The following is a 22,796-nucleotide window of genomic DNA, read 5'->3' as shown; positions in this document are numbered from 1 at the left end:
CACCACAACAGCAATGTCGTTCTGGGAGTGGCACTATGGATCCGAATGCTTATCAAGTGCCCGCAGGGCCCAGTCCGCCGCCGCGGCAGGCTTTGCCGGCCACGCTCAAGCAGCTTCTGGGCGTGGGCGAACAGGAGTTGGTGCCGGATGCCCGCCGCCGAAGCAATACCTTGATATTTACGGTGCTGGGCACGCTGACTTTGCTCATGTTCGGGCTTGCCAATGTGCGGGCCGGGCAGGATCAGCGGCTGATGGTCATGGGCGTGGTGCAGCTACTCGAAGTCGCTTTTCTGCTGGTGCCCGCCATCATCCTGATAAGCCGTCGGGCGCCGCCGGTGCTCTCGGAGAACATGTTGGTCCTGGCGGGCTTTGCCATATTTGCCTCCAACGTAGTGTTTGGCGGGCAAACCGGAGACTCGCCCTATTGGACCTTTGTCTTTCCCTATCTGGTGTTTTTTTTACGGGGGCAAAAGACGGGTTGGTTGGTGGGTGTGGCCTTTGCTTTGCTGGTGCCCGGCCTCATGCTGTACAGCTCACGCCATTGGAACTTCTGGAATTACGGGGAAGGCCACTGCCTCTACTACGGGCTAGCCTATTTATTCAATGTGGTGACGGCCGCCTATTTCAACCTGTTGCGCAGCCGGTTTCAAGCCCACTTGGCTGACCAGGTGGAGTACCACACCGGTGAAGTGCACAAGCACATGGGAACCCTTCAATACAACGCCTTGCACGACCTTTCTACAGGTCTTCTGAACCGGCAAGGGTTGACCGAGCGCCTCGAGTCCAGTCTTTCGCCCGCAATCGGCGTGAGCGGCTACCTATTGGTAGCCCATGTCCGTTTTTTCCGGGTGCCGGAGCTCGCCAGCATTGTGGGCACCGCTAAGGTGGATCAGTCGCTGGGGCAGTTGGGGCGTGTGCTTCAGCAGCATCTGGCCGGTTTGGTGGGCTTAGCCCGCGTCGGGCAGGACACGCTGGGTATCGCGATGCAAAGCGATACCGCCGATGCCGCTGCCATCGAACCGTTGCGGGCGATTGCGCACCTGCGGGATGTGACCCGACTCAGCGAATTTGCAGTGCATGTCGAAATGGCCTTCGGGGTTGTCGCGCAAAGGCTGGATGAGGCCGCCGACGCAGAGGAGCTGATGCGCAATGCCGAGCAGGCGCTGTTGTTTGCCATAGACCACCGGCAGGAATACCAGTTTTTTGATAACTTGCTGCACAAGCATTTTGTGGACCGCAACCGCCGCTACGAGAAGTTGCGCGAGGCGATTTTGCAAGACACCCTGATGCTGCACTACCAGCCACAGGTGGACCTTAAGACCGGGCGGGTCGTCGGGGCCGAGGCTCTGGCCCGCTGGAACGACCCGCAGGAAGGCATGATCCCGCCGGACAAATTCATTCCCATCATCGAATCCACCGGGCTCCTGCACCGGTTCTCCGTCTGGACCGTATCACGGGCTTTGCGCGACTGTGCTACCTGGCAAAGCCGGTTGCCGGGCGTTAGCGTATCGGTCAATCTTTCGGCGGATGCCCTGCATGACCCGGAGGTGTTGCAGACCGTGGAGCGGCAATTGTTGGCTAGTGGAATGGCCCCCGCCCTCGTGGTGATGGAGCTGACCGAGAGTGTGTTGCTGACATCGCCCGAGGCAGCGCTGGAGGCCATGGCCCGCTTTGTGGCGCTGGGGGTGCAGCTGTCGATTGACGACTATGGAGCCGGTTTCTCTTCACTCACCTACCTGAAGCAGCTACCGGCCCAAGAGATGAAAATCGACAAGTCTTTCATGGAGAACCTGGCAGAGGGCAGTAAAGATCGCGCTATCGTGCTCTCCTCGATTGAGCTGGGCCACGATCTGGGCTTGAAGGTGCTGGCAGAGGGCATTGAAGACGAAGCCACGTGTCAGGTCCTGCGGGATGCAGGTTGTGACCTAGGGCAAGGGTGGTGGTTTGCCAAAGCCATGCCGAGTACGGAATTTGAACAATGGGCTGTAACGCGTAACCACACCGTGGCAAAGCCCTCAGGTAGAGAAAGAGATTACTGATGCCACAACCCACACCGGCTCCTGCCATCCAATGGCCCGAGCACTTTCACCCCGATCGCGCACCGGTTCATGTGGTCAATGACTTGTTTATTCCGGCCCCTGCCGAGCACATTTGGGCTTGGCTGGTGCGCGCGCCCTTGTGGCCGACCTGGTATACCAATTCCAAAATGGCGTGGGAGCCGGGTCGCAGCCGTGATCTGGCCTTGAGCATGGAGTTTGAGTGGAAGACCTTCGGCGTCGGAATCCGGTCCTGTGTGCAGGAGTTTGTGCCTTTCGAGCGCATCGCGTGGAATGGCGTAGGCCTCGGGGCCGAGGTTTACCACGCCTGGCTCATCATTCCGCAGGCCGGAGGCTGCCGCGTGCTCACGGAGGAAACCCAATACGGCTGGGGTGCCCGCTTGATGCACTTTTTCATGCCCTACCGCATGTTCGACGGCCACGCCTTGTGGCTTGAGAGCCTGTCGATTCAGGCTTGCCGCGGCTTGCCACCGCCACTGTGAGGAGCTGCTATGTCGCGTGTTTTTCCCCTTGTCTTGCGAACGGTAGTGCTGTCAGCGGTGTGGTGGGCGGGGGCGTCTGGTGCGGCGCAGGTTGCTGCCAAAGAGAAGCTGCCGCAGCGGGATTTGACGGTGGAGTTGCGCCAGGTGGAAGAAGGCCGGGAGGACGGCGCTGTGCGCATCGGCACCCAGCCCGATGCCCCTCTCATGACGCCGCAAAAAATCCAGGTGCGCAACGGCGAAAAAGGCAGCCTGCGCATGAGCCAGGCGGTGCCCCTGCAGTGGGTGCAGTCTGCCAACAGCCAAAGCAACAGCATCAGCTCGGGCGGCACGTCGGTCAGTAGCAGCGGGGGCGGGGTGAGCCAGTCCGTGCAGTGGTTCGAGGTGGGGCAGAGCATGTCGGTCACCCCGCGCTGGGCCGGTGGCCAGCGGGATGCCACGGTCGACATCGAGCTGCAGCAGGCCGACATGGCCGTGCGCCACAACGCCGATATGCCCACCCAGACCCGCCAGCAGCTCAGTACCACGGTCACCGCACCCTTAGGGCAGTGGGTGACGATTGCCGCCAGCGGCGCAGCACCGGCCCGGCAGGGGAGCTACAGCAGCAAGGGCAGCACCGAGGCCCGGCGCTTGCTGCAAGTGCGGGTGTTGGCGCCCTGAAGCGCTTGCGGCTTCAATAGGGCGCAGCGGGCTATTTTTAAGCCAAATAGGCCTCTAGCCCTCGTAGATATTGCGCAGGTAGCTCCTAAAACAATAGCAAATATCAGCCTCGGGCCGCTTTTTCTTGCGCGGCTTGCGCTGCTGCAGCCGCCAGTGCAGTGAGTGCGGCGGCCGCAGCCTGGGTAGCGCCGGTGTCCACGGGTTCCAACACGTCGCTCAGTGCCGCCAGGGCCGCTGCACCGTCCCGCTGGAGCAGGGCAATGGCTTGGCCTGCGGCTCTGCCGGACTCCAGGGCCTTGCTTTGCAGCAGCAGGCTGCCGTCGGCGGCGGCGAGCTTGAAGTAAAACAGCCCGTCTTTCTCGCGGTACTGCTTGAAGCTGGCGAGGGCTACTTTGTCGGCCTTGGCCGCACCGGCCTGCACCGTGGTGCTCAAGGGGCGCAGTCCCACCGCAGCGCGCAGTTGGGACATGAATGGCGTGGCGATGGCGCGGGCCTTGGCGGCACCGGCGAGCAGCAGGGCCTCGACCTTTTCAGGGTGGGCCATGTAGTCTTCGTAGGCGGAGCGCATGGGCGCGATTTCCTGGTCGATGCGGTCGAGCAGCAAGGCTTTGGCGTCACCCCAGGCAATGCCGTCGGCATAGGCTTGGCGCAGGGTGGCGGTTTCTTCTTCGCTGGCGAAGGCCTGGTAGATTTGAAACAGCGCAGAGCCTTCGGTGTCTTTGGGCTCGCCCGGCGCGCGTGAGTCGGTTTTGATACCGGCGATCAGCTTCTTGAGCTGCTCGCGGCTGCTGAACAATGGGATGGTGTTGTCATAGCTCTTGCTCATCTTGCGGCCGTCCAGGCCAGGCAGGGTGGCTACCGAGGCCTCAATCTCCGCTTCGGGCGGTACAAAGTGTTCGCCATAGCGGTGGTTGAAGCTGGCCGCCATGTCGCGCGCCATTTCGATGTGCTGAATCTGGTCGCGCCCCACGGGAACCTTGTGGGCGTTGAACATCAGAATGTCGGCGCCCATGAGCACCGGGTACATGAAGAGGCCGGCGGTGACATCGGCATCCGCGTCCACACCGGCAGCGGTATTTTTGTCCACCGAGGCCTTGTAGGCGTGGGCGCGGTTGAGCACGCCTTTGCCGGTCACGCAGGTCAGGAACCAGCACAGCTCAGGGATCTCAGGAATGTCGGACTGGCGATAAAAGGTCACCTGCGCGGGGTCCAGGCCTGCGGCCAACCAGCTGGCGGCAATCTCCAGGGTGGAGCGCTGGATGCGGGCCGGCTCATCGATCTTGATCAGCGCGTGGTAGTCGGCCAGAAAGTAAAAACTCTCGACCCCGGGCGTTTTGCTGGCGCGCACTGCGGGGCGGATGGAGCCCACATAGTTGCCCAGGTGCGGGGTGCCGGAGGTGGTAATGCCGGTGAGAAAACGAACAGTGCTCATGGGTGCAAATCAATCAGACAAACAAATGCGGCGCGCGGTTTAGCGCGTTAGCCACGAAAAAGGGGTCAGGAGCAGGTCAATCAGGTCAAAGGTCAAACCCATGACCGGTTGCATCCACACGGTGCTGAGCACGCCGGCAATCACCAGGCCCATCACAATGAAAAAGCCCCAAGGCTCGATGCGCGACACCGCCATGGCCTGGCGGATGGGCAGCAGGCCGACCAGAATGCGCCCGCCATCCAGCGGCGGGAGCGGAAACAGGTTGAACGCAAACATCACCACATTGACCAAAACGCCGCCCTGGCACATTTTGAGGAAAAAGGGCTCGGTGACCCCTGCGCCGGACAGCAGGTACAAGCCCGCGCCCCAGGCCAGCGCCATGGCCAGGTTAGCCGCCGGGCCTGCCAGTGCCACCCACACCATGTCGCGCTTGGGGTTGCGCAAGTTGCCGAAGCGCACGGGCACCGGCTTGGCATACCCGAACAAAAAGGCGCCGGAGGTCGCGAAGTACAGCAGCAGGGGCATCAGGATGGTGCCCACCGGGTCAATGTGTTTGGCCGGGTTCAGGGTAATGCGGCCCAGGGTGGCCGCTGTGTTGTCCCCGAAGTGCAGCGCGGCATAGCCGTGCGCAGCCTCGTGGACGGTGATGGCGAACAGCACGGGCAGTGCGTAGATCGCGACGGTTTGGATCAGGTTGGCAAAGTCCACAGGGGCAATGTCTCGGTTGGGTGTGAAAAAAGGATACGCCGTGCGGCTTAGAGCCCTAGCAGGGCAGGGTCTCCACCGCCCTGGCGGATCAGCTCGGGTTCATCGCCGGTCAGGTCCACCACGGTGGTGGGTTCCTGGGCACAGGCGCCGGCATCGAGCACGCCGGCAATCTGGTGCTCATAGCGCTCGCGGATGTCGTGGGCGTCGTTCAGCGGTTCAGACTCGCCTTTTGCTATCAAAGTAGTAGCTAGCAGCGCAGATCCGTAGAGGGCTAGAAGCTCCTGGAGCACATGGTGCTCAGGCACGCGCAGCCCGATGGTCTTGCGCGAGGGGTGGCTCACGCGGCGCGGCACTTCTTTGCTGGCTTCCAGAATGAAGGTGTAAGCGCCCGGCGTGGCGGCTTTGAGCAGGCGGTATTGTGTGTTGTCGACCCGGGCGTAGCTGGCCAGTTCACTCAAGTCGCGGCACAGCAGGGTCAGGTGGTGTTTGTCGTCCACCCCGCGGATGCTGCGTAGTTTGTCGGCAGCGGCCTTGTCATCGAGGTGGCAGACCAGGGCATAGCTGGAGTCGGTGGGCACGGCCAGAATGCCGCCTTTTTCCAGCAGTGCAATCGCTTGTTTGAGCAGACGGGGCTGCGGGTTGTCGGGGTGTAGCTCGAAATACTGCGCCATGGCATGGTGGCGCTGGAGCGCCGGTCCTCAGGGTGTGTCGTGAACAGGTTATTGGATACGGGCGCTCAGCAGCTCCCACACCGGCGTGAGGCCAGCGGGCAGCGCGGGCAGGGTGCCGAGCTCAGTGTGGCTCTCGTCGGGGCTGTGAAAGTCACTGCCGCGTGAGGCTGCCAGACCGAACTCTTTGGCCGTGCTGGCGTAGATGCCGAACTCGGCCACCGAGTGGCTGCCGGTCACCACCTCCACGCCCTGGCCGCCATGGCCCTTGAACTCGGTGAAGAGCGCAAACTCTTCGTTAGGGGTGAATTTGTAGCGCGCGGGGTGGGCAATGATGGCCATGCCACCGGCGCCGGTAATCCACTGGACCGCATCTTTGAGCAGCGCCCAGCGGTGCGGCACATAGCCCGGCTTGCCCTCGGTCAGGTATTTGCGGAACACCTCGTTGGTTTCTTTGCACACACCGCTCTCCACCAGAAAGCGGGCAAAGTGGGTGCGCGAAATCAGTTCGGGGTTGCCGACGAACTTCAAGGCGCCTTCATAGGCGTCTTTGATGCCGACCTTGGCCAGGCCATCGGCCATTTCCATGGCGCGCTCCTGCCGCCCGCCACGGGTGCGGCGCAAGCCCTCGCGCAGGTCGCTGTTCGCGGCGTCGAAACCCAGGCCAACGATGTGCACCGTCTGGTGCAAAAAGGTGACGGAAATTTCGGCACCGGTGAGGTAGCCCATGCCTTGCGCTTTGGCGGCATCGCGGGCGCGCTGCAGGCCACCGATTTCGTCGTGGTCGGTCAGGGCCCAGAGTTCGACCCCGTTGCCTTTGGCGCGTTCGGCCAGGGCTTCGGGGGTGAGGGTGCCATCGGACACTACGGAGTGGCAATGGAGGTCGGCGTTGAGTAGTTGGGTCACCGGGTCATTTTAGGCGCTGACCCCGGCTAAGCGCCGCCGCCGGGGCCTAAAAGGGGACCGGTGCGTGGAATTCCCGCCGCTCGCCGCTGGTGGGGTGGGGAATAGAGAGGGTGCGGGCGTGCAATTGCAGCCGGTCCGATTGGGCCAGAGCCTCGGGAGTGGCATAAAGGGTGTCGCCGAGCATCGGGTGCCCCAGGGCTTGCATATGCACCCGCAATTGGTGGGTGCGCCCGGTGACCGGCTCCAGCTCCACGCGGGAGCAGTTGCGCAGGGTGTCCACGGCCATGCAGCGCCACCGGGTCAGGGCATGTTGCCCCTCGGCATGGTTCACGGTGCGCTTGGGGCGGTTAGGCCAGTCCACCAGCAAAGGCAGGTTGATTTCCTGCCAGCTCTCATCCACAGGCAGCAGCCCGGCCACGACGGCCTCGTAGCACTTGTCGACCTGGCGCTTTTCGAACGCGAGGTTGAGGGCCCGCTGCGCCACAATTCCGCGCGCCATGACCACCAAGCCCGAGGTATCGCGGTCCAGCCGGTGCACCACCAGGGCCTCGGGGTACTCGTCCTGGGTGCGCTTGCTCAGGCAGTCCTGTTTGGCTTCGCCGCGTCCCGGCACGGTAAGCAAACCGGCAGGCTTATGGAGCACCACCATGGCGTCATCCACATAAATGACAGGCAGCGGACCGGCGGGAGGCGGGTTGTAAATATCTTCTGGGCTATGCATCGTGCTGGCTGATCAGGCGCTGCACGGTTTCGCAGAGCTCATTCACATCGTTGGGTTTGTAGATCAGGGCGCTGGCGCCCTCTTCGAGTGCTTTCTGTTCAATTTCAGGGGTGACATAGCCTGAGGCCAGAGCCACCGGCAGGTCGGCGCGGATGGCCTTTGCGTCCCGCAGCAAGTCTAGGCCACTGTAGCCGGGCATGTTGTAGTCGGTGACCAGCAGGTCAAACACTTCCGGTTGGCTGCGCAATGCAGCTTCGGCTTCAAGCGGGTCGGTGAACACCGTGACTTTGAAACCCTTGCGGGTGAGTACCCGGTTCACGAGGAACACTAGGGCCTGGTCATCGTCCACATACATCACGTGTTTGCCGCGCCCCTCCACGATTGACACAGGTTCAGGTTCCTGCGCCGGCAGCGGTTGCGCGCCGGTCGCAGGAAAGTACAGCGTGAACACGCTTCCCTGCCCCGGGGCACTCTGCACATCAATGCCGCCCTGATGGGTTTGCATGATGCCGTGCACTACCGCCAGGCCCAAACCGGTGCCCTGGCCGACTTGGCGGGTCGTGAAGAAGGGTTCGAAAATGCGCTCTATGGTTTCCTGGCTCATGCCGCTGCCGGTGTCGCGGACCCGGAGGGTCACATAGCGACCAGGCGGCACCCCGATACGGTCGTTAAAGGGCAGCGACAAGGTGGTGGTGCCCAACTCAATCGTGACGGAGCCTTTGTGGTGACCCAGGGCAAGAATCGCGTTGGTGCACAGGTTCAGCAGCGCTTGCTCCACCTGGGTGGCGTCGGCCAGCACCAGTGGGCAGCCTTCGGTCACGATCATCCGGAAGTCCACCCCCGGCGGAATTGCAACCCGCACCAGACGCTGGGTTTCTTGAATCACTTCCGTCAGCTGGATAGGCACCCGCTTGGGCGGCTCGTTCCGGCTGAAGGTCAGGATCTGGCGCACCAGGTCGCGGGCGCGGCGGCCGGCTTTTTCGATTTCTTCCAGGCTCACCAAGGCGTGCGAGCCTGTCGGCGTGTCTTGCTTGGCAAGGCCAACGTTGCCCAGAATCGCGCTCAAGATGTTGTTGAAGTCGTGCGCAATGCCACCTGCCATGGTGCCCATGGCCTGCATTTTTTGCGACTCCCGCAACTGGGTCTCCAGCGCAATGCGCTGCGCCTCGGCCAATTTCTTGGCGGTCAAATCCCGCGCAAAAATGGTAGTGATGGAGCCTTGACCGCCCGGCTGTCCGCGCAAGGCAATGGCCAGCGGGTCGTCCGCCCGGAACGGGGTGCGGGTGCGCAGGCGGCGCTCCAGCGACACGCTGATTTCAACGTAAATCTGCTTGCCCGACAAGGTGGTGGCGGTGAACTCGCCCAACATGGCCTGCGCCGGCACATTGCCGCCGCCTAGGGCTTTTTCTACGTCGGGCAAAAAGCGGCCCAAGCTGGTGCCGAATGCCTGCTCCACCGGGCACTCGAACAGGGCGGTGGCCGCCGGGTTGAACACGGTGATCAGCTGCTTGTCGTCAATGCACAAAATGGCATCGAGCGATGAGTTGATGATGGCCGCCATCCGGTTCTCACTGAGCAGCAGGTCTTCATTGCGTTGGCGCAGAACCGCAGCGCTCTCCAGGAGCGCGTGACGCTGGGTCAACAGGGGGCCTTGGTCAATGATGGCGCAGCTGAAGTGGGCCAGGTCATCGCTGGGGTTTTCAATGCGCGCGATGTGCAGGTCCCCGGTGAAGGTGCCTTTGGTGCCCGCAAAAAACTGGACTTCGTTGACCTCGGCGGTGCCCTCCTGCCGCGCGCTGGAAAAAGCGACGGCTACCTCATCGGTGTGCTCCGGCCCCACAAAGGGCAACAAGAAGTTCAGCGGCGGATCGCTTTCCAGGGGCTGGAACAGGCGCAAGGCCATGGCATTGCTGGCGAGCACCAGCCCACCTTCGTCCACCACCATCAAGGCCAGCGGCACACTGGAAAACAGGGTGGCAAAGCGCTCGGAGGCGCCTTCTGCCTCCTGCTGCGAGTAGCGCAGTGCCTTGTTCTGGATTTCGAGTTCGGCCTGGTACTTGCGCAGATCCTCAATCATTTGCGATGGCGCGTAGCCATCAACGATCATGTGCTGGGCATTTGTCCCCTCCGCCAGCGGGCCGGAAATCCGGCGGACATTGAACTGCGGCCGGTGCCTGCGAGACAGTGCGCCCATCAGCGACGCACGACCTGGTCACCCGGTGCGTAGTCGGCCGCTTGGAGAGGGCTCTTGGCCGCAATGAAGGCGCGCAGAACATCAGCGTCTACGAACCCGGTGTCGGTATAGCTCGGGTGGTTGCTCACTTTGGGGTAGCCATCGCCACCCGCGCCTACGAAGTTGTTGATCGCCACGCGGTATTTGCCGGCCGGATCGATAGCCTTGCCGCCCACACTGGCGGAGACCACTGCGCCTTTTTCTATGACGAGTCGAATACCTGCAAACTGCGGGAATGCGCCTGAGCCGGCGGTCATTTTGGCCACGGCTCCCAGGTAGTCGAGTACTTCTTTCCCGCTGAAGTCCACCACGGCAATGGTGTTACCGAAGGGGTGCACGGTCAGCACATCTTTGTAGGTGATTTTGCCGGCCGGCAAGGAGTCGCGCACGCCGCCCGCGTTAACAATGGCAAAGTCCGCTTTGGTTTTCTCCATCATGGAGCGCCCGATCATCACGCCCAATGCGGCGGGCTGACTGCGCACCACGGTGCGGTCGCCTTCCAGTTTGGCGTCACTGCTGCCGACTTCGACCATCAGTTTTTGCTGACCGAACTCTTGAAAGGGCTTGAGCAGTTGCAGCATTTCCGGTGCCTCGGCAATGTCGGGGCCGTAATTCACCAGCGTGGTTTTTCCGTCGGCTGCCTTGACCGGCTTTTTCAAGTTGATCGGTACCAGGGTGTATTTCACCAGCTTGAACTCGCCGTTTTTAAAGGTGAAGTCGGCGCGGCCCACATATTTGCCCCATTCGTGGGCCTGCACGATCCACGTGCCATTCTGCCGGTCGGGGCGGCAGGCGCTGCCGGGCACATAGGCGCGGTCGAGCACGTTTTCCGCCTTCATGCAGGCGGGGTTCTGGGTGTGGCCGCCCACGACCATGTCCAGCCCCTTCACGGCGCGGGCCAGCTCTACATCGCCGGGGGCCTGGGTGCCGTGCATGCCGTTTTCATAGTGCCCCATGTGGGTGGCTGCGATCACGACATCGACCTTGGAGCGGAGCTCCGGCACTACTTTGGCCGCTTCGCTCTGGACATTGCGGAACTCCACATTGCGGATGTTGTCCGGGTGCACCATTTTCTGGGTGTCTTCGGTGGTCAAGCCCATCACGGCGACCCGCACACCCCCGAGGTTAAAAATTTTGTAGGGCTCGAACATGCGCTTGCCATCACGGTAAATGTTGGCAGACAGCATGGGAAAGGTCGCCAGGTCGCGCTGCATTTGCAGCACGACGGGCGGCTTGTCGAATTCATGGTTGCCCACCGCCATAGCGTCGTAACCCAAGAGGTTCATGCCGCGGAAGTCCGGCACCGCGTCCTGCAGATCCGACTCGGGCACTCCGGTGTTCACATCGCCACCGTCGAGCAGCAGGCTGTAGCCCCCGGAGGCCGCTACTTCTTTGCGAATTTGATCGACCACGGTTTTACGCGCCGCCATGCCGTATTCGCCGTCCCGGTTCTTCCAGAAGCGACCGTGGTGGTCGTTCGTGTGCAGGATGGTGATGGCGTATTCCACATCGGCTTGAGGGCCACCGGACGGGAGGCCCGCGCACCCAGCTAGGGCCAGGGCTGCAGTCAGGGGAAGGAGTCGGAGAAAGAGCGTCATGAAGAGCCTATTGGGTGGGGGAGTTACGAATCTTGTTTATATCAAACTCAGTCACCGGCGCGGCTGCGTTGCCCCAGCTTTTGCGGATGAAAGTTAGCACCGCGGCTACCTCGGCATCGCTCAGGGTGAGCTGATAGGGCGGCATGCCGAAGGGCTGGGGTTTACCGGCGGTCGCCGGGCCATAAGCGCCCCGCAGCACGATCAGTGCCAGGTTGTTGCTGTTGCGCATCAACACCGCCCGGTTGCCCGCCAGGGGCGGGTAGGCATCGGCCACCCCTTCGCCTTGTTTGCCGTGGCACTGTGCGCACTCATTGTCATAGACCTTGGCGCCTAAGGGGGAGAGGCTGGCACCGTCCTTAGTGGCTGCTAGCGCAGCAAGGTTCGGGGATTGCGGCAAGGTCTGCAGGTACAGCGCGATAGATTGCGCATCGCTCGCTTCCAGATACTGGGTGCTGTTACGCACCACATCCGCCATGGGGCCGGCCACAAAGGCTTCGCGATGTTGGCCGTGGGTCAGCAGGGTGGCAATGTCGGCAGCCTCCCAGGTGGCCAGACCGGCTTCGGTAGCGTCGTTCAAAGCGGGGGCGTACCACTGGCCATCGGGCATCAGGGCGCCGCTCCATGCTTGTGACTGCTTGAGGCCACCGAGTCGATTGCGCGGGGTGTGGCATTCGGCACAGTGGCCCAGACCCTGTACCAAGGCTGCGCCACGCCGTGCGGAGGGGGCAGAGTCTGCCGTGCTGGTGCCCGCATCGGCAGGCGCCTCCGAAAAATGCAGCAATCGCCATGCAGCGAGCGCGGATTGCGTGCCGAGCGGCCAGGTAAGTTCGTGTGTCCGGCCGGGTGTGTCTATGGCAGGCAGGCTCTGTAGGAACGCAAACAGGGCGTCGCTTTCGCTCCGGGTGATGCGGGTGTAACTGGTGTAGGGAAACGCCGGGTTAAGTACCCGGCCATCGGGCCGGATGCCCTGGTGCATGGCACGGCGGAAGTCGTCTGCGCTCCAAGCGCCTAAACCTGTGGCGGGGTGGGGCGTGAGGTTGCCGGGGTACACACGGCCAAAGGGCGTGAGCAGGGCATCGCCCCCCGCATAGGCCGGGCCGCCACGGGCGGTGTGGCATTGGGCGCAGTTGCCTATGCGGGCCAGGTAGGCGCCACGCGCCACCAGGGCGGCGTCGTGGTTGGCGCCGGGTGTTTTGGGCATGGGCGCTACTTTGCGCACTGCAGGTGCAACCCATTCGGCGGTCACTACCCACCCTAGCAGTGCCAGCAGGCCAACGAGGGCTACCCAGCGCCAGCGATAAGTTGCCAGGGGGCGGCGTTCAGGTGCCGGGCTCATGGTGCGCTCCCGCATTCGGGCAATGGTGCGGCGCCCGGGGGCCGCAGAGGGCGCATTGCCACCGCGCTGCCGCGGGCCGGCACGGGCTGGGAGGCCAGCCACTGCGAGATCGCGTTGACATCGGCATCGCTCAAGCGCTTGGCAATGGCGGCCATGCAGTCAGGGACATGGGCCTTGCGTTGGCCGGTTTGCCAGCCGCCCAGTTGGGCATTCAGGTAGTCGCGCGGCAGGCCCAGCAGGCCCGGGGTAAAGGGCTGTACGCCGGTCAAGGCGTTGCCATGGCAGCTCACGCAAGCGGGCAGGCCGCGGCGTGCGTCGCCTTCCAGGACCAGTGTCTTGCCAGTGGCCAGCACTGCAGCTGACACGGAGGCTGGAGCCGGGGCGGGGTAGGGCAATTGCAACTCTGAAAAATGCACCGCCATGGCCCGCAGGTACTCCGGGCTGAGCGGGTCAATCAGGCCTTGCATGAGCCCATATTGCCGCCGGCCTTGCTGAAAATTTTGGAGCTGGTTGTACAGATAGCCTGCCGGCTTACCTGCGAGGCGGGGGTAGTAACCGTCTGGCCCGGCCCGGCCCTGCTCGCCATGGCAGGCAGTGCAGGCCCGGGTGCGCTCGGCCATAGTGTTCTCGAACGCGAGACTTGCGGCAGGCCAACCCCACAGGGCGAAGCACCAAGAAAAAAGCGCAATGAGAGTATTGCGCTTGCGGGAGCGGAGACTTGCTTGCATGGAGCAAGCTTACCGCAGCGGCTTTACCGCGAGCTGTCTGCCCACACCACCTTTTTTTGCGCATGCGACCAGCGCTCGTAGGCAGGGGCATAGAGCGCTTCGACGCTGGCGCGTTTGACCTTCATGGTAGGGGTGACCATGCCGTTCTCGGGTGTCCAGGTTTGTGTGACTGCCGCCAGAAAATCCAGTTTTTCGTGGGGCTCCAGCTCGGTGTTGACGCGCTGCAGGTGCTGCTCCAGCGATGTCTCCAGTAGGGTACGGCCCTCGGGGGTTTGGCTTTGTGTGACGGCGTCAGGCGACAACATGACCAAAGCAAAGGGTTGGGCACAGTGAGCGCCGGTAACTGCGCAGGCCTCGACCGCCGCATGGGTGACTAGCTTGTCTTCGATCGGGGCGGGTGCGATGTATTTGCCCTTGCTGGTTTTGAACAGGTCCTTCACCCGACCGGTAATGCTCAAAAAGCCGTTGGCGTCCAACACGCCTTTGTCTCCGGTGCGCAGCCAGCCGTCCGCCGTCAGGGCCGCCGCAGTGAGCTCGGGTTCGCGGTAGTAGGCCTTCATCAGGGCAGGGCAACGCATCTGAATTTCACCGTTCGCGGGGTCCATGCGGGTTTCCACACCGTCATACGCCAGGCCCACGGAGCCGGTCTGCTGCGATCCCGGGAGCGTGGAGTGCGAAACCCCGCTGTTCTCGGTCATGCCATAGACCTCGACCAGGTCCAGGCCCAACTGCCGGTACCACTTCAGCACATCGGCGGGCATGGGGGCTGCGCCTCCGGCGGCAATACGGCATTGGTCCAAGCCCAGCCCCTTGAGAATCTTGCGGCGCACTAGGTGACCGATCAAGGGCAGCCGCAGTAGCAAGCGCAGCTTGGGTGCCGGCAATTTGCTGTGCACCCCCTGTTGGAACTTAACCCAGAGCCGGGGGACCGAGAAAAAAACCGTCGGCCGGGCGCGCTGGAGGTCTTGCAAAAACGTGTCCAGCGACTCGGCGAAAAAAATATGGCCGCCGTAGCGCAAAGAGGCTTGTTCGATCAACATGCGCTCGGCCACATGGGCCAGGGGCAGGTAGGAGATGTAGCGGTCACTGCTGTCCATGGGGAAGCGCCGGGTGGCACAGGTCACGCCCCATGCCATGCTGTTGAAGCTGTGCACCACACCCTTGGGCTGCCCGGTGGTGCCCGAGGTGTAGATGATGGTGCTGATGCTCTCGCCCGCCGGCTCGGGGCTGGCGCTCAAGGGGCTGGTGGCGTTGACCAACTCGGTCCACTGGTGGGCGTGCATGGTCGGTGCCAGGGGCAGGGCAATCAGGGGCAGACCCGGCGGCACGCCGGTTTGCAGGTTCACCGTGCCATCGAGTTTGCCGACGAACAGCGCTTTGCTATCGCTGTGCAGCAGGATGTAGCTCAGGGACTCCCCATTGAAGGTGGGGTAGATCGGCACCGACACATAGCCCGCCATACCAATGGCGAGGTCAGCCAGAATCCAATGGGCGCTGTTCTTGCCGATGATGGCGACCCGGCTTCCGGCCGGCCATCCTTGGGCCTGCAACCACTGGGCCATGCGCCGCACTTGGCTGGCCGCTTGGGCCCAGGTGAAGTCGAGCACTTGGCCGCCACGCATGGGCTGCGAGAGGTACACCGCCTCGGGCCGCTCCCGCTCCCACCGGTAGAGGCAGGCTAGCGGCAGGTCGGCAGGTTGCACGGTGATCGGTGACATGGCGTTCCCTGGGTTGTTTCAGGGCATTGTTGGGGGCGCACCCAGGTGCAGCAATGGTGATGACCCTAGGTAACCTGCATCCGCCAGCTCGGTGTTTCTACCGATTCAAATTGCGCGTGCAGCGGGTTGTTCCAGCACGAGATCCGAGCAGGCTACGGCCACGCAGGGCAGGCACCAGCCTTCCGCTTTCTCATCCGCACTCAGGCCCGGCCACTCAATGCGGTAACGCACCTGCCCCAATACCACCTTGCAGATGCAAGCCCGGCAGGTGCCGTTGCGGCAGGAGCTCGGCAACTCCACCCCTTGCACCAACCCCGACTCCAGAAGGCTGGCGCTGCCGTGTGCGCCGAAAGTCAATTGCTGCGGCAGCACCACGACCCGGTGCTCCGGGGCGGACAAAACAGGGGCTGAAGTGGCGGGCATCGGGTGACTTTCATCGCGGGTCAAGGGTGAAAAAAGAGCCCTTGCAAGTCGATTCTTGAATGCTGCGACAATCACGCTCTTTTTTTCAATTTTGCGTGAGTTTGCGTTAGACATGTCCAGTACGACTACTTTCAAGGTTCGCCCCGCCACACTACGTGATGCCAAAGCCATCGCTGAGCTCCACAACTCTTCTGTTCGCGAAGCCTTCAAAAGCATGCTGGCCGATACACCGGTACCGGTAACCCCCATCGACAAGCGCCAGGCTTACTGGCGCGAAGCTATTGAGTACGCCGAACCCCAGGTTCAGGTGGCTATGGATGACGACAAGATCGTCGGATTCGTTGGTTTTGACCGTTCCCGTGACAAGGGCACTCCCCCCACCATGGGCGAAATCTGGGCGATTTACGTGGCCTCCAGCCACTGGGACAAAGGCGTGGGCCTGGCCTTGTGGGATGCAGCTCGCGAAGGCCTGCTCGAAGAAGGTTGCGCCAATGTGAGCGTGTGGCTACCGATTGCCAACGAGCGCGCCATGCGTTTCCACGAGCTCGCCGGTTTCAAGCGTGAAATGAACACCGCCAAAACCGTGCAAATCGGTGCCGTGAAAATCGAAGAAATGCGCCTCAAGCGCCCCCTGAACTAAGGGCGCCTGGTCAGGCGCACTTCCTACAGGCGTTTGACCACCACGCTACCGATCGAGTAGCCCGCTCCGAACGAGCAGATCACTCCCACCTCACCCGCTGCAATGTCAGCGTGGTGGCGGTGGAAAGAGATGATGGAACCCGCCGACGCCGTGTTGGCGAATTCGTCCAGAATCACCGGCGCATCATCCAGGGTGGCTTCCCGCCCCAGCAGTTTTTTAGCAATCAGCTGATTCATGCCCAGGTTGGCCTGGTGCAACCAAAAGCGACGCACCTGCCCCGGTGTGTAACCCAGCGATTGCAGGTGTTGCTCCATATGCTCCGCGGCCATGGGGCACACCTCTTTGAACACTTTGCGCCCCTCCTGCCGGAAGAGCTGATCGCGGTCGTCCGGGTTGCGGTCCTCCGAGCGGGACATAAAACCATTGTTGTTGCGGATGTTGTTGCTGAAAGTGCTCAGCAACTTGGTGCCCAGCACTTCAAACGCGCCCGCAGGCGCCAAGTCCAGCCGCTCCACCAGAAGAGCCGTGCACACATCGCCGAAGATGAAGTGGCAGTCCCGGTCAATCCAGGCCTGGTGGGCTGAGGTGATCTCGGGGTTCACCACCAGCACCGCGCGGGCACTGCCGCAGCGCACGGCGTTCACCGCTTGCTCCAGCGCAAAGGTAGCGGAAGAGCAGGCCACATTCATGTCAAAACCGTAGCCCTGCACGCCCAGCGCGGTCTGGATTTCGATGGCCATGGCGGGGTAAGGGCGCTGCATATTGGCGCTGGCGCAAATGACGCCATCCACATCAGCGGCCGTTTTGCCGGCCGCCGTGAGCGCGTCCTGGCAGGCCTTGACGGCAATCTCGGCCATCAGCGACAACTCGTTATCCGGGCGTGGCGTGAAGTGCGGGCGCATGCGCTCGGGGTCCAGCACCCCGGTTTTTTCCATCACGTAGCGGCGCTGGATGCCTGAGGCTTTTTCGATGAACTCCACGCTGGAGTCCGTGAGGGCAGTGCGGCGACCGGCAGCAATGTCTTCCGCAAAGCGCTCGTTTTGCAGGGCGGCATAGGCGTTGTAACTGGCGACCAACTCCGCGTTGGTAATGACGTCCGGCGGTGTGAACAGGCCGGTGCTGCTGATGGCAACGCGATGCATAGAAGGCTTCTTAGACGGGTAGGCGCTTTAGCGGGCTGCCGGCGCCGGCCGGATTATCCGCCGAAGTGCTGCAGTCGCACGGGTTACAAACCCGCTGTCAGCAACGCTGCCTTCGATGTACCCTGCGCATTCGCACGCGCGAGACCCCCCTCAACAGGAGATCGATATGACCGTATTCCACGGCTGGGCAGCCCCCGGCAAGGGCGCAGAGCTGGAGCGTTTGGACTTTGACCCCGGCCCGATGGGGGGCGAGGAGGTCGAGATCGCGGTGGAGTACTGCGGCATTTGTCACTCGGACCTGGCCATGGTGGACAGCGAGTGGTTCCCCGCCAACTACCCGGTGGTGCCCGGCCACGAGGTCGTGGGCACCATCGTGGCAGTAGGGCCACAGGTCAAGGGGCGCACCGTGGGGCTGCGGGTGGGCCTGGGCTGGCACAGCAACAGTTGCCAGCATTGCCAGTTTTGCCAGGGGGGTGAGCAAAACCTGTGCGCCACGCGCCAACCCACCATCATCGGCCGCCACGGAGGCTTTGCCGACAAAGTACGCGCCCACTGGAGTTGGGCTCTGCCCCTGCCTGCAGGGCTGGACCCGGCCGCCGCCGGACCGCTGATGTGCGGGGGCGGCACGGCGTTTTTACCTTTTGTGATTCATGACATCAAGCCTACCGACCGTGTAGGCGTGGTCGGTATCGGCGGGCTGGGGCACTTGGCCGTGAAGTTTGCCAAGGCTTGGGGGTGTGACGTGACAGCGTTTACCTCCAGCCCTTCTAAACGCGAGGAGGCATTGGCACTCGGCGCGCACCGCACCGTGTCCAGCGTCGATGTGAAAGAGCTCAAGGCCCATGCCGGCAAGCTCGACTTCTTGTTGGTCACCGTGGGGGCCAGCCTGGAGTGGGACGCCCTGATCGGCACCCTGGCGCCCAAAGGCCGCCTGCACCTGGTGGGCATGGTGACCGAGGCCATGAAGGTCCGCACAAGCAGCTTGCTGACATGGCAGCGCAGCATCTCGGCATCGCCCACGCCGTCGCCGGTTACGTTGATGAAAATGATGGAGTTTTGCGCCCGCCACGGCATTGCGCCGCAGGTCGAGCATTTCCCCATGTCGCGGGTGAACGACGCGGTGGCCCACCTGCGCAGCGGCAACGCCCGCTACCGGGTGGTGCTGGACGCTGATTTCAAATAAGCCCCGCACAGGTATGCTCTGCCCCCATGCAACGTCCCAGCTTCCTCCCCGATAACTTCACCCTCATCCTGATCGCAGTGGTCACTCTGGCCAGCCTGCTGCCCGCTCGCGGCGCAGTGGCACAGGGCTTTGAGTGGCTCACCACCGCCGCCATCGCCTTGCTGTTTTTTATGCACGGCGCCAAGCTCTCGCGGGCCAATGTGGTGGCGGGCCTGAGCCATTGGCGGCTGCACCTGTTGGTGCTGGCATTCACCTTTGCGCTATTCCCACTCTTGGGGGTGCTGCTCAAACCGGTATTTGGCTGGTTTTTGAATCCTGAGTTGGCGCTTGGCATGCTGTTTTTGTGCGTATTGCCGGCCACGGTGCAATCAGCTATTGCGTTTACCGGCATGGGGCGGGGCAATGTGGCGGCTGCCGTTTGCAGCGCGTCGGCCTCCAGTTTGATCGGGGTGTTTTTGACGCCCTTGCTCGTGAGCTGGTTGATAGTGCCCGGGGAAGTAGCCGGCACCGGCACGTGGGATGCGGTGTGGCACATCATGCAGCAGTTGATGCTGCCGTTCGCCCTGGGTCAGCTCATGCAGCCCTTGATTGGCAACTTCGTCAAACGGCACGCCGCCACTTTGCGCATGGTGGACCAGAGCTCCATTTTGTTGGTGGTCTACACCGCCTTCAGTGCCGCAGTGATCGAGGGGCTGTGGACCCGCGTGCCTTTGCCGATGTTGCTGGTCCTCACAGTGGCCTGCTGCGTGCTGCTGGCCTTGGTGCTCTACATCACCACCATGACCAGCCGGAAACTCGGTTTCTCTAAAGAGGACGAGGTCACCATTGTGTTTTGCGGCTCCAAGAAGAGTCTGGCCAGCGGTGTGCCCATGGCCAAGGTGCTGTTCGCCGCCCCGCAGGTGGGCATGATGCTGCTGCCGCTGATGATCTTCCACCAGATTCAGCTCATGGTCTGCGCGGTGCTGGCGCAGCGCTATGGTGAGCGGGTGGACTGAAAGTATGCTATTGATTTGATAGCTGTAGGCACAAATAATACGTGGGCTAGAGGGTTTTTTGACTACTAAATGGGCGGAGCACTAGCGCTGCGGAGTGCCAGCCAGGCAACGCCAAGCAGGATCGTCAAAACAGATAAAGCCAAGGCTGGCCACATCAATAAGCCACTCTGCTCTTGGTAGACGACGGAGCTCTGCACGTCGAAATAGCGCCCCGTCTCGTCAAACAAATTGCGGTAGGGCCAATACACCGTGAAATAGACGAACCAACAAGCCATCGACACGGCGAGGCACAAAAGTGCAGCGGCGAGGATCAACGATTGCGCGAGACGGGACTTGCGGGATGGGTTCAAGGATTGGCTCCTGTGGTGCTCCACGTTTGAAGCAGCCAATGTGGTCAGGCTTGTTTCGAGGGAGCCTAGTTGATTGAAAAGTGACGCGTCAATGCGTAGATCACATCGCTGTGACAATTTGAGCAACGATTGCCGCAGCAGACAGAACCAGTGCCAGCATGGATAAGCCGATCGACCAGAGCTGGCGCCTGTGCTCAAGGTCGTGATTTGCCAAGATAGCAGACAGGTACGGAAAGTTCACGCCATGGCGCTTGTTACCAACCTTTATCGCGAAAAGATGAACTTTTGTTCCGTCGCTTTGCTGATATCTGTGCTTTGCATCGAGGTGGTAGTAAAGATATCCGAACAATAGTTCCGGTTTGCAATTGAGTTTTTTCGCCACAGCCTCAACGTCGATTGATAGATATGGGTCATTCTCACCTCTGCTTCTTTCGTTATGAACTCCGGGGTAAGTCGACTCGTACATCTCGTAGATGCGCCTGAGGACCTCGCGTTCAGTAGGTGGTTTATTCATTGTGAAAGCCGAATTAATCCTCGCTGCAGGCTAGGCAGGATAGTCGAGGCCCGCCCAAGGACGAGTTGCAGCGTTGCTATCTGTAGTTCGATTTGACTTTTTGGACAGTCAAAAAGCTGAATACGAACATCTCAATGGTTTGAATGTTTATGCGGTTGCCTGTCGCGCCAGCTGGCAAAAACCAACCCCCTACGCTTCCCCGCCGAAGTGCTTGGTCAAGTTGTCGATGTATTGCTCGACCATTTTTTCAAACTCAGCTTCGGCAATGGGGGCGGCCACCATCTTCATCAGGCCGGGCAGGGGCAGGGTGAGCTCGCCCTGGATTTCCAGCACCACGTTGGTGGACTTTTTGTTGTCGGTGATCTTCCAGCTGCCGGCGACCAGCGCGTTGCCTTCGCCTTTGACGGGTGTCCAGCTCACGGTGCCCTTGGCTTTGTTGCTGGTGTATTTGGAGGCATACACCGTTTGCAGTGTGATGGAGGCGATGCCGATTTTCTCCATCTCCCAGCGGTAGGTGCCGTCGCCCAAGTCCACCAGCTGGTCGACTTTGGGGAAATGGCTGGCCGAGGTGGGCACGTCGGACAGCACCGCGAACACCTCGCTGGCCTTGGCCTTGACGTCAAATTCGTATCCCAGGTTGATTTCTACGGTCACTGCCATGGCGGTTGTCTCCTAGTGGTTGGGGCGTTATCGCCGCATGTTACTGCCTAAGCCCATGCCCTCGATGGGGGCGGTGCCCCAAAAAACACAGGGATTAACCCGCCTTGATGCGCTGCAGGGTGAGCTGGATCAGCCTGGCATCCGAGCTGGCGCGGTGGCGCTGGGTGCCGCGCTCGCTGGCGATTTGGGCCTTGACGGTGTGCCACTGGTCGGCCTCTTCGTCGCTCAGCAGGCTGCGCAGGTTTTCAAGCTTGAAGCGCGGGCTCATGTCCGCCGCTTCAAACAAGACATTGAGCCAGGTGAAGTCGTTGGCCCAACCATCGGTGTAGACCGTGGTGCCGGCCAGTTGGGCGTTGAGGAGCTTGGCGACGTCGCGGGCGCTCAGCCCCCGCTCTTGCAGCAGCTCGCGGGTGATGCGGTGCAGGCTGGCGGCTTCGGGGTCCCAGTGTGTCCACTCGAGTTCGGGTTGTACCAGCGTGCAGTAGGCGTGACCATCCGGAAGCACATAGCCGATTTCGATGGGGTAGCTGCTTCGGCCCAGGCCCGACGCCTCAATGTCCAGCACCGTGGGCGAACTGAGGTGGGGCTGGCGGTCGAGGGTCAAGGTAGAGGACATAGGTGAGGGATGTGTTAGCCCATTCTCCAGCAAGCTTTGCGCCAACTTGCTAAGGGCTTGCCCTGAGACGCATACGCCAAACGGGTGACAATCAACGCTTACGCAACTCTAGCTTCACATGCCATGGCCAGCAGCCTTCTAGCCCTTTTAGACGATATTGCCACCATCCTCGACGACGTGGCTGTACTCAGCAAAGTGGCCGCCAAGAAAACGGCCGGAGTGCTGGGCGATGACCTCGCCCTGAACGCCCAGCAGGTCACCGGGGTGTCTGCCGAGCGCGAGCTGCCGGTGGTGTGGGCGGTGTGCAAGGGCTCTTTGCTCAACAAGCTGATTCTGGTGCCGGCGGCACTGGCCATCAGCATCGTGGCGCCGTGGCTGGTCACACCGCTGCTGATGATTGGCGGCGCGTTTCTGTGCTTTGAGGGCTTTGAGAAACTGGCCCACAAATTTTTGCACCGCGCCGAAGACGACCAGGCCCACGAGGCCGAGCTGATGCAGGCCCTGCAAGACCCGGCCGTGGATCTGGTGGCGCTGGAGAAAGACAAGATCAAGGGTGCCATTCGCACCGATTTCATTCTCTCCGCCGAAATCATCGCCATCACCCTCGGCACCGTGCAAGCCAGCCCGTGGACCACCCAGCTGATGGTGCTGGCGGGTGTGGCCTTCATCATGACCGTGGGGGTGTACGGCTTGGTGGCTGGCATTGTGAAAATTGACGACGCCGGCCTCTACCTCACCCGCCGCCCCTCGGCCAGCCCGCAAGGCGGCTGGGTGCAGGCCCTCGGTCGCGGCCTGTTATGGGCAGCGCCGGTGCTGATGAAGGTACTGTCGGTGGCCGGTACCGCCGCCATGTTTCTGGTGGGTGGCGGCATTCTGGTGCACGGCCTGCCGTTTTTGCACCACCTCACCGAGGGCCTGCCACTGAGCTTTGTGTGGGACGGCCTGATCGGCGTAGTGGCGGGTGCCTTGGTGCTGGCGGGCGTGACGCTGGTGCAGCGCGTGCGCGGTAGTTTTAAGGTAAAGTAGGCT

At 62.1% G+C, this 22,796-nt stretch carries 23 protein-coding genes; 7 read left to right on the top strand and 16 right to left on the bottom strand.

What is annotated here, in order from left to right; translation table 11 throughout:
- Positions 1 to 35 precede the first annotated feature (35 nt).
- Genes QZW03_RS05980 through QZW03_RS05970 form a run of 3 tightly spaced genes read left to right on the top strand, consistent with a single transcriptional unit; the run spans position 36 to position 3,196 of the window.
- Entirely contained in the window at positions 36 to 2,039 is a 2,004-nt protein-coding gene (locus QZW03_RS05980; RefSeq protein ID WP_296509070.1) for a bifunctional diguanylate cyclase/phosphodiesterase, read from the top strand.
- Positions 2,039 to 2,539, top strand: coding sequence for an SRPBCC family protein (locus QZW03_RS05975; RefSeq protein WP_296509069.1), 501 nt, complete (start codon positions 2,039 to 2,041; stop codon positions 2,537 to 2,539). The genes QZW03_RS05980 and QZW03_RS05975 overlap by 1 nt, the downstream gene beginning before the upstream one ends.
- A 9-nt stretch (positions 2,540 to 2,548) precedes the next feature.
- Positions 2,549 to 3,196, top strand: coding sequence for a hypothetical protein (locus tag QZW03_RS05970; RefSeq protein WP_296509068.1), 648 nt, complete (start codon positions 2,549 to 2,551; stop codon positions 3,194 to 3,196).
- 103 nt (positions 3,197 to 3,299) lie between these two features.
- Here the strand turns inward: QZW03_RS05970 and QZW03_RS05965 are convergent, their stop codons facing one another.
- The 11 genes from QZW03_RS05965 to QZW03_RS05915 form a co-directional block, all read right to left on the bottom strand.
- Entirely contained in the window at positions 3,300 to 4,628 is a 1,329-nt protein-coding gene (locus QZW03_RS05965; protein WP_296509067.1) for a tryptophan--tRNA ligase, read from the bottom strand.
- A gap of 39 nt (positions 4,629 to 4,667) precedes the next feature.
- Positions 4,668 to 5,336, bottom strand: a complete 669-nt coding sequence (locus tag QZW03_RS05960) for a site-2 protease family protein (RefSeq protein WP_296509066.1) — start codon at positions 5,334 to 5,336, stop codon at positions 4,668 to 4,670.
- 47 nt (positions 5,337 to 5,383) lie between these two features.
- Positions 5,384 to 6,007, bottom strand: a complete 624-nt coding sequence (locus tag QZW03_RS05955) for an L-threonylcarbamoyladenylate synthase (RefSeq protein WP_296509065.1) — start codon at positions 6,005 to 6,007, stop codon at positions 5,384 to 5,386.
- A 48-nt stretch (positions 6,008 to 6,055) separates the two neighbouring features.
- Positions 6,056 to 6,910 (bottom strand): 3',5'-nucleoside bisphosphate phosphatase, encoded by an 855-nt coding sequence (locus tag QZW03_RS05950; RefSeq protein ID WP_296509064.1) that lies wholly within the window; start codon positions 6,908 to 6,910, stop codon positions 6,056 to 6,058.
- Between the two features lie 46 nt (positions 6,911 to 6,956).
- Positions 6,957 to 7,631 carry an RluA family pseudouridine synthase gene (locus QZW03_RS05945; protein ID WP_296509063.1) on the bottom strand — a complete coding sequence of 225 codons (675 nt, stop codon included), beginning with the start codon at positions 7,629 to 7,631 and terminating at the stop codon, positions 6,957 to 6,959.
- Positions 7,624 to 9,738, bottom strand: a complete 2,115-nt coding sequence (locus QZW03_RS05940) for an ATP-binding protein (protein ID WP_296509301.1) — start codon at positions 9,736 to 9,738, stop codon at positions 7,624 to 7,626. The genes QZW03_RS05945 and QZW03_RS05940 overlap by 8 nt, the downstream gene beginning before the upstream one ends.
- An 86-nt stretch (positions 9,739 to 9,824) precedes the next feature.
- Complete coding sequence (gene ushA / locus QZW03_RS05935) at positions 9,825 to 11,462, bottom strand: bifunctional UDP-sugar hydrolase/5'-nucleotidase UshA (protein ID WP_296509062.1); 1,638 nt, start codon at positions 11,460 to 11,462, stop codon at positions 9,825 to 9,827.
- 7 nt (positions 11,463 to 11,469) lie between these two features.
- Positions 11,470 to 12,798, bottom strand: coding sequence for a cytochrome c (locus QZW03_RS05930; RefSeq protein ID WP_296509061.1), 1,329 nt, complete (start codon positions 12,796 to 12,798; stop codon positions 11,470 to 11,472).
- A complete protein-coding gene (locus QZW03_RS05925) occupies positions 12,795 to 13,418 on the bottom strand; it encodes a c-type cytochrome (RefSeq protein ID WP_296509060.1) in 624 nt (207 codons plus the stop codon). The genes QZW03_RS05930 and QZW03_RS05925 overlap by 4 nt, the downstream gene beginning before the upstream one ends.
- A 131-nt stretch (positions 13,419 to 13,549) precedes the next feature.
- Entirely contained in the window at positions 13,550 to 15,244 is a 1,695-nt protein-coding gene (locus QZW03_RS05920) for an AMP-binding protein (protein WP_296509059.1), read from the bottom strand.
- A gap of 105 nt (positions 15,245 to 15,349) precedes the next feature.
- A complete protein-coding gene (locus tag QZW03_RS05915; RefSeq protein ID WP_296509058.1) occupies positions 15,350 to 15,667 on the bottom strand; it encodes a 2Fe-2S iron-sulfur cluster-binding protein in 318 nt (105 codons plus the stop codon).
- Between the two features lie 112 nt (positions 15,668 to 15,779).
- Between QZW03_RS05915 and QZW03_RS05910 the strand changes: the two genes are divergently transcribed.
- Positions 15,780 to 16,307 (top strand): GNAT family N-acetyltransferase, encoded by a 528-nt coding sequence (locus QZW03_RS05910; protein WP_296509057.1) that lies wholly within the window; start codon positions 15,780 to 15,782, stop codon positions 16,305 to 16,307.
- Between the two features lie 23 nt (positions 16,308 to 16,330).
- Here QZW03_RS05910 and QZW03_RS05905 read toward each other — a convergent pair whose 3' ends face one another.
- Positions 16,331 to 17,449: a beta-ketoacyl-ACP synthase III gene (locus QZW03_RS05905; protein WP_296509056.1), complete on the bottom strand. Its 1,119-nt coding sequence runs from the start codon at positions 17,447 to 17,449 to the stop codon at positions 16,331 to 16,333.
- A gap of 166 nt (positions 17,450 to 17,615) precedes the next feature.
- On the opposite strand from QZW03_RS05905, the gene QZW03_RS05900 reads away from it, so the two are divergent.
- Together QZW03_RS05900 and QZW03_RS05895 are read left to right on the top strand one after the other, a co-directional pair.
- On the top strand, positions 17,616 to 18,632 hold the full coding sequence (locus QZW03_RS05900) for an NAD(P)-dependent alcohol dehydrogenase (protein WP_296509055.1): 1,017 nt from the start codon (positions 17,616 to 17,618) through the stop codon (positions 18,630 to 18,632).
- A 26-nt stretch (positions 18,633 to 18,658) separates the two neighbouring features.
- Positions 18,659 to 19,627, top strand: coding sequence for a bile acid:sodium symporter family protein (locus QZW03_RS05895; protein ID WP_296509054.1), 969 nt, complete (start codon positions 18,659 to 18,661; stop codon positions 19,625 to 19,627).
- A gap of 65 nt (positions 19,628 to 19,692) precedes the next feature.
- Here QZW03_RS05895 and QZW03_RS05890 read toward each other — a convergent pair whose 3' ends face one another.
- The 4 genes from QZW03_RS05890 to QZW03_RS05875 form a co-directional block, all read right to left on the bottom strand.
- A complete protein-coding gene (locus QZW03_RS05890) occupies positions 19,693 to 19,977 on the bottom strand; it encodes a hypothetical protein (protein WP_296509053.1) in 285 nt (94 codons plus the stop codon).
- Positions 19,978 to 20,077: 100 nt separating this feature from the next.
- Complete coding sequence (locus QZW03_RS05885) at positions 20,078 to 20,491, bottom strand: hypothetical protein (RefSeq protein WP_296509052.1); 414 nt, start codon at positions 20,489 to 20,491, stop codon at positions 20,078 to 20,080.
- A 189-nt stretch (positions 20,492 to 20,680) separates the two neighbouring features.
- Positions 20,681 to 21,151, bottom strand: a complete 471-nt coding sequence (locus QZW03_RS05880) for an SRPBCC family protein (protein ID WP_296509051.1) — start codon at positions 21,149 to 21,151, stop codon at positions 20,681 to 20,683.
- Between the two features lie 94 nt (positions 21,152 to 21,245).
- Complete coding sequence (locus tag QZW03_RS05875; protein ID WP_296509050.1) at positions 21,246 to 21,767, bottom strand: hypothetical protein; 522 nt, start codon at positions 21,765 to 21,767, stop codon at positions 21,246 to 21,248.
- A gap of 123 nt (positions 21,768 to 21,890) precedes the next feature.
- Between QZW03_RS05875 and QZW03_RS05870 the strand changes: the two genes are divergently transcribed.
- The gene (locus QZW03_RS05870; RefSeq protein WP_296509049.1) at positions 21,891 to 22,793 is read left to right on the top strand and encodes a DUF808 domain-containing protein; all 903 of its coding nucleotides are present in this window, start codon (positions 21,891 to 21,893) and stop codon (positions 22,791 to 22,793) included.
- Positions 22,794 to 22,796 lie beyond the last annotated feature (3 nt).

Origin of the sequence: Rhodoferax sp. (genome assembly GCF_013297935.1) — a bacterium.
GTDB lineage: Bacteria > Pseudomonadota > Gammaproteobacteria > Burkholderiales > Burkholderiaceae_C > Allorhodoferax.
This window is presented reverse-complemented; position numbering and strand designations above follow the sequence as displayed.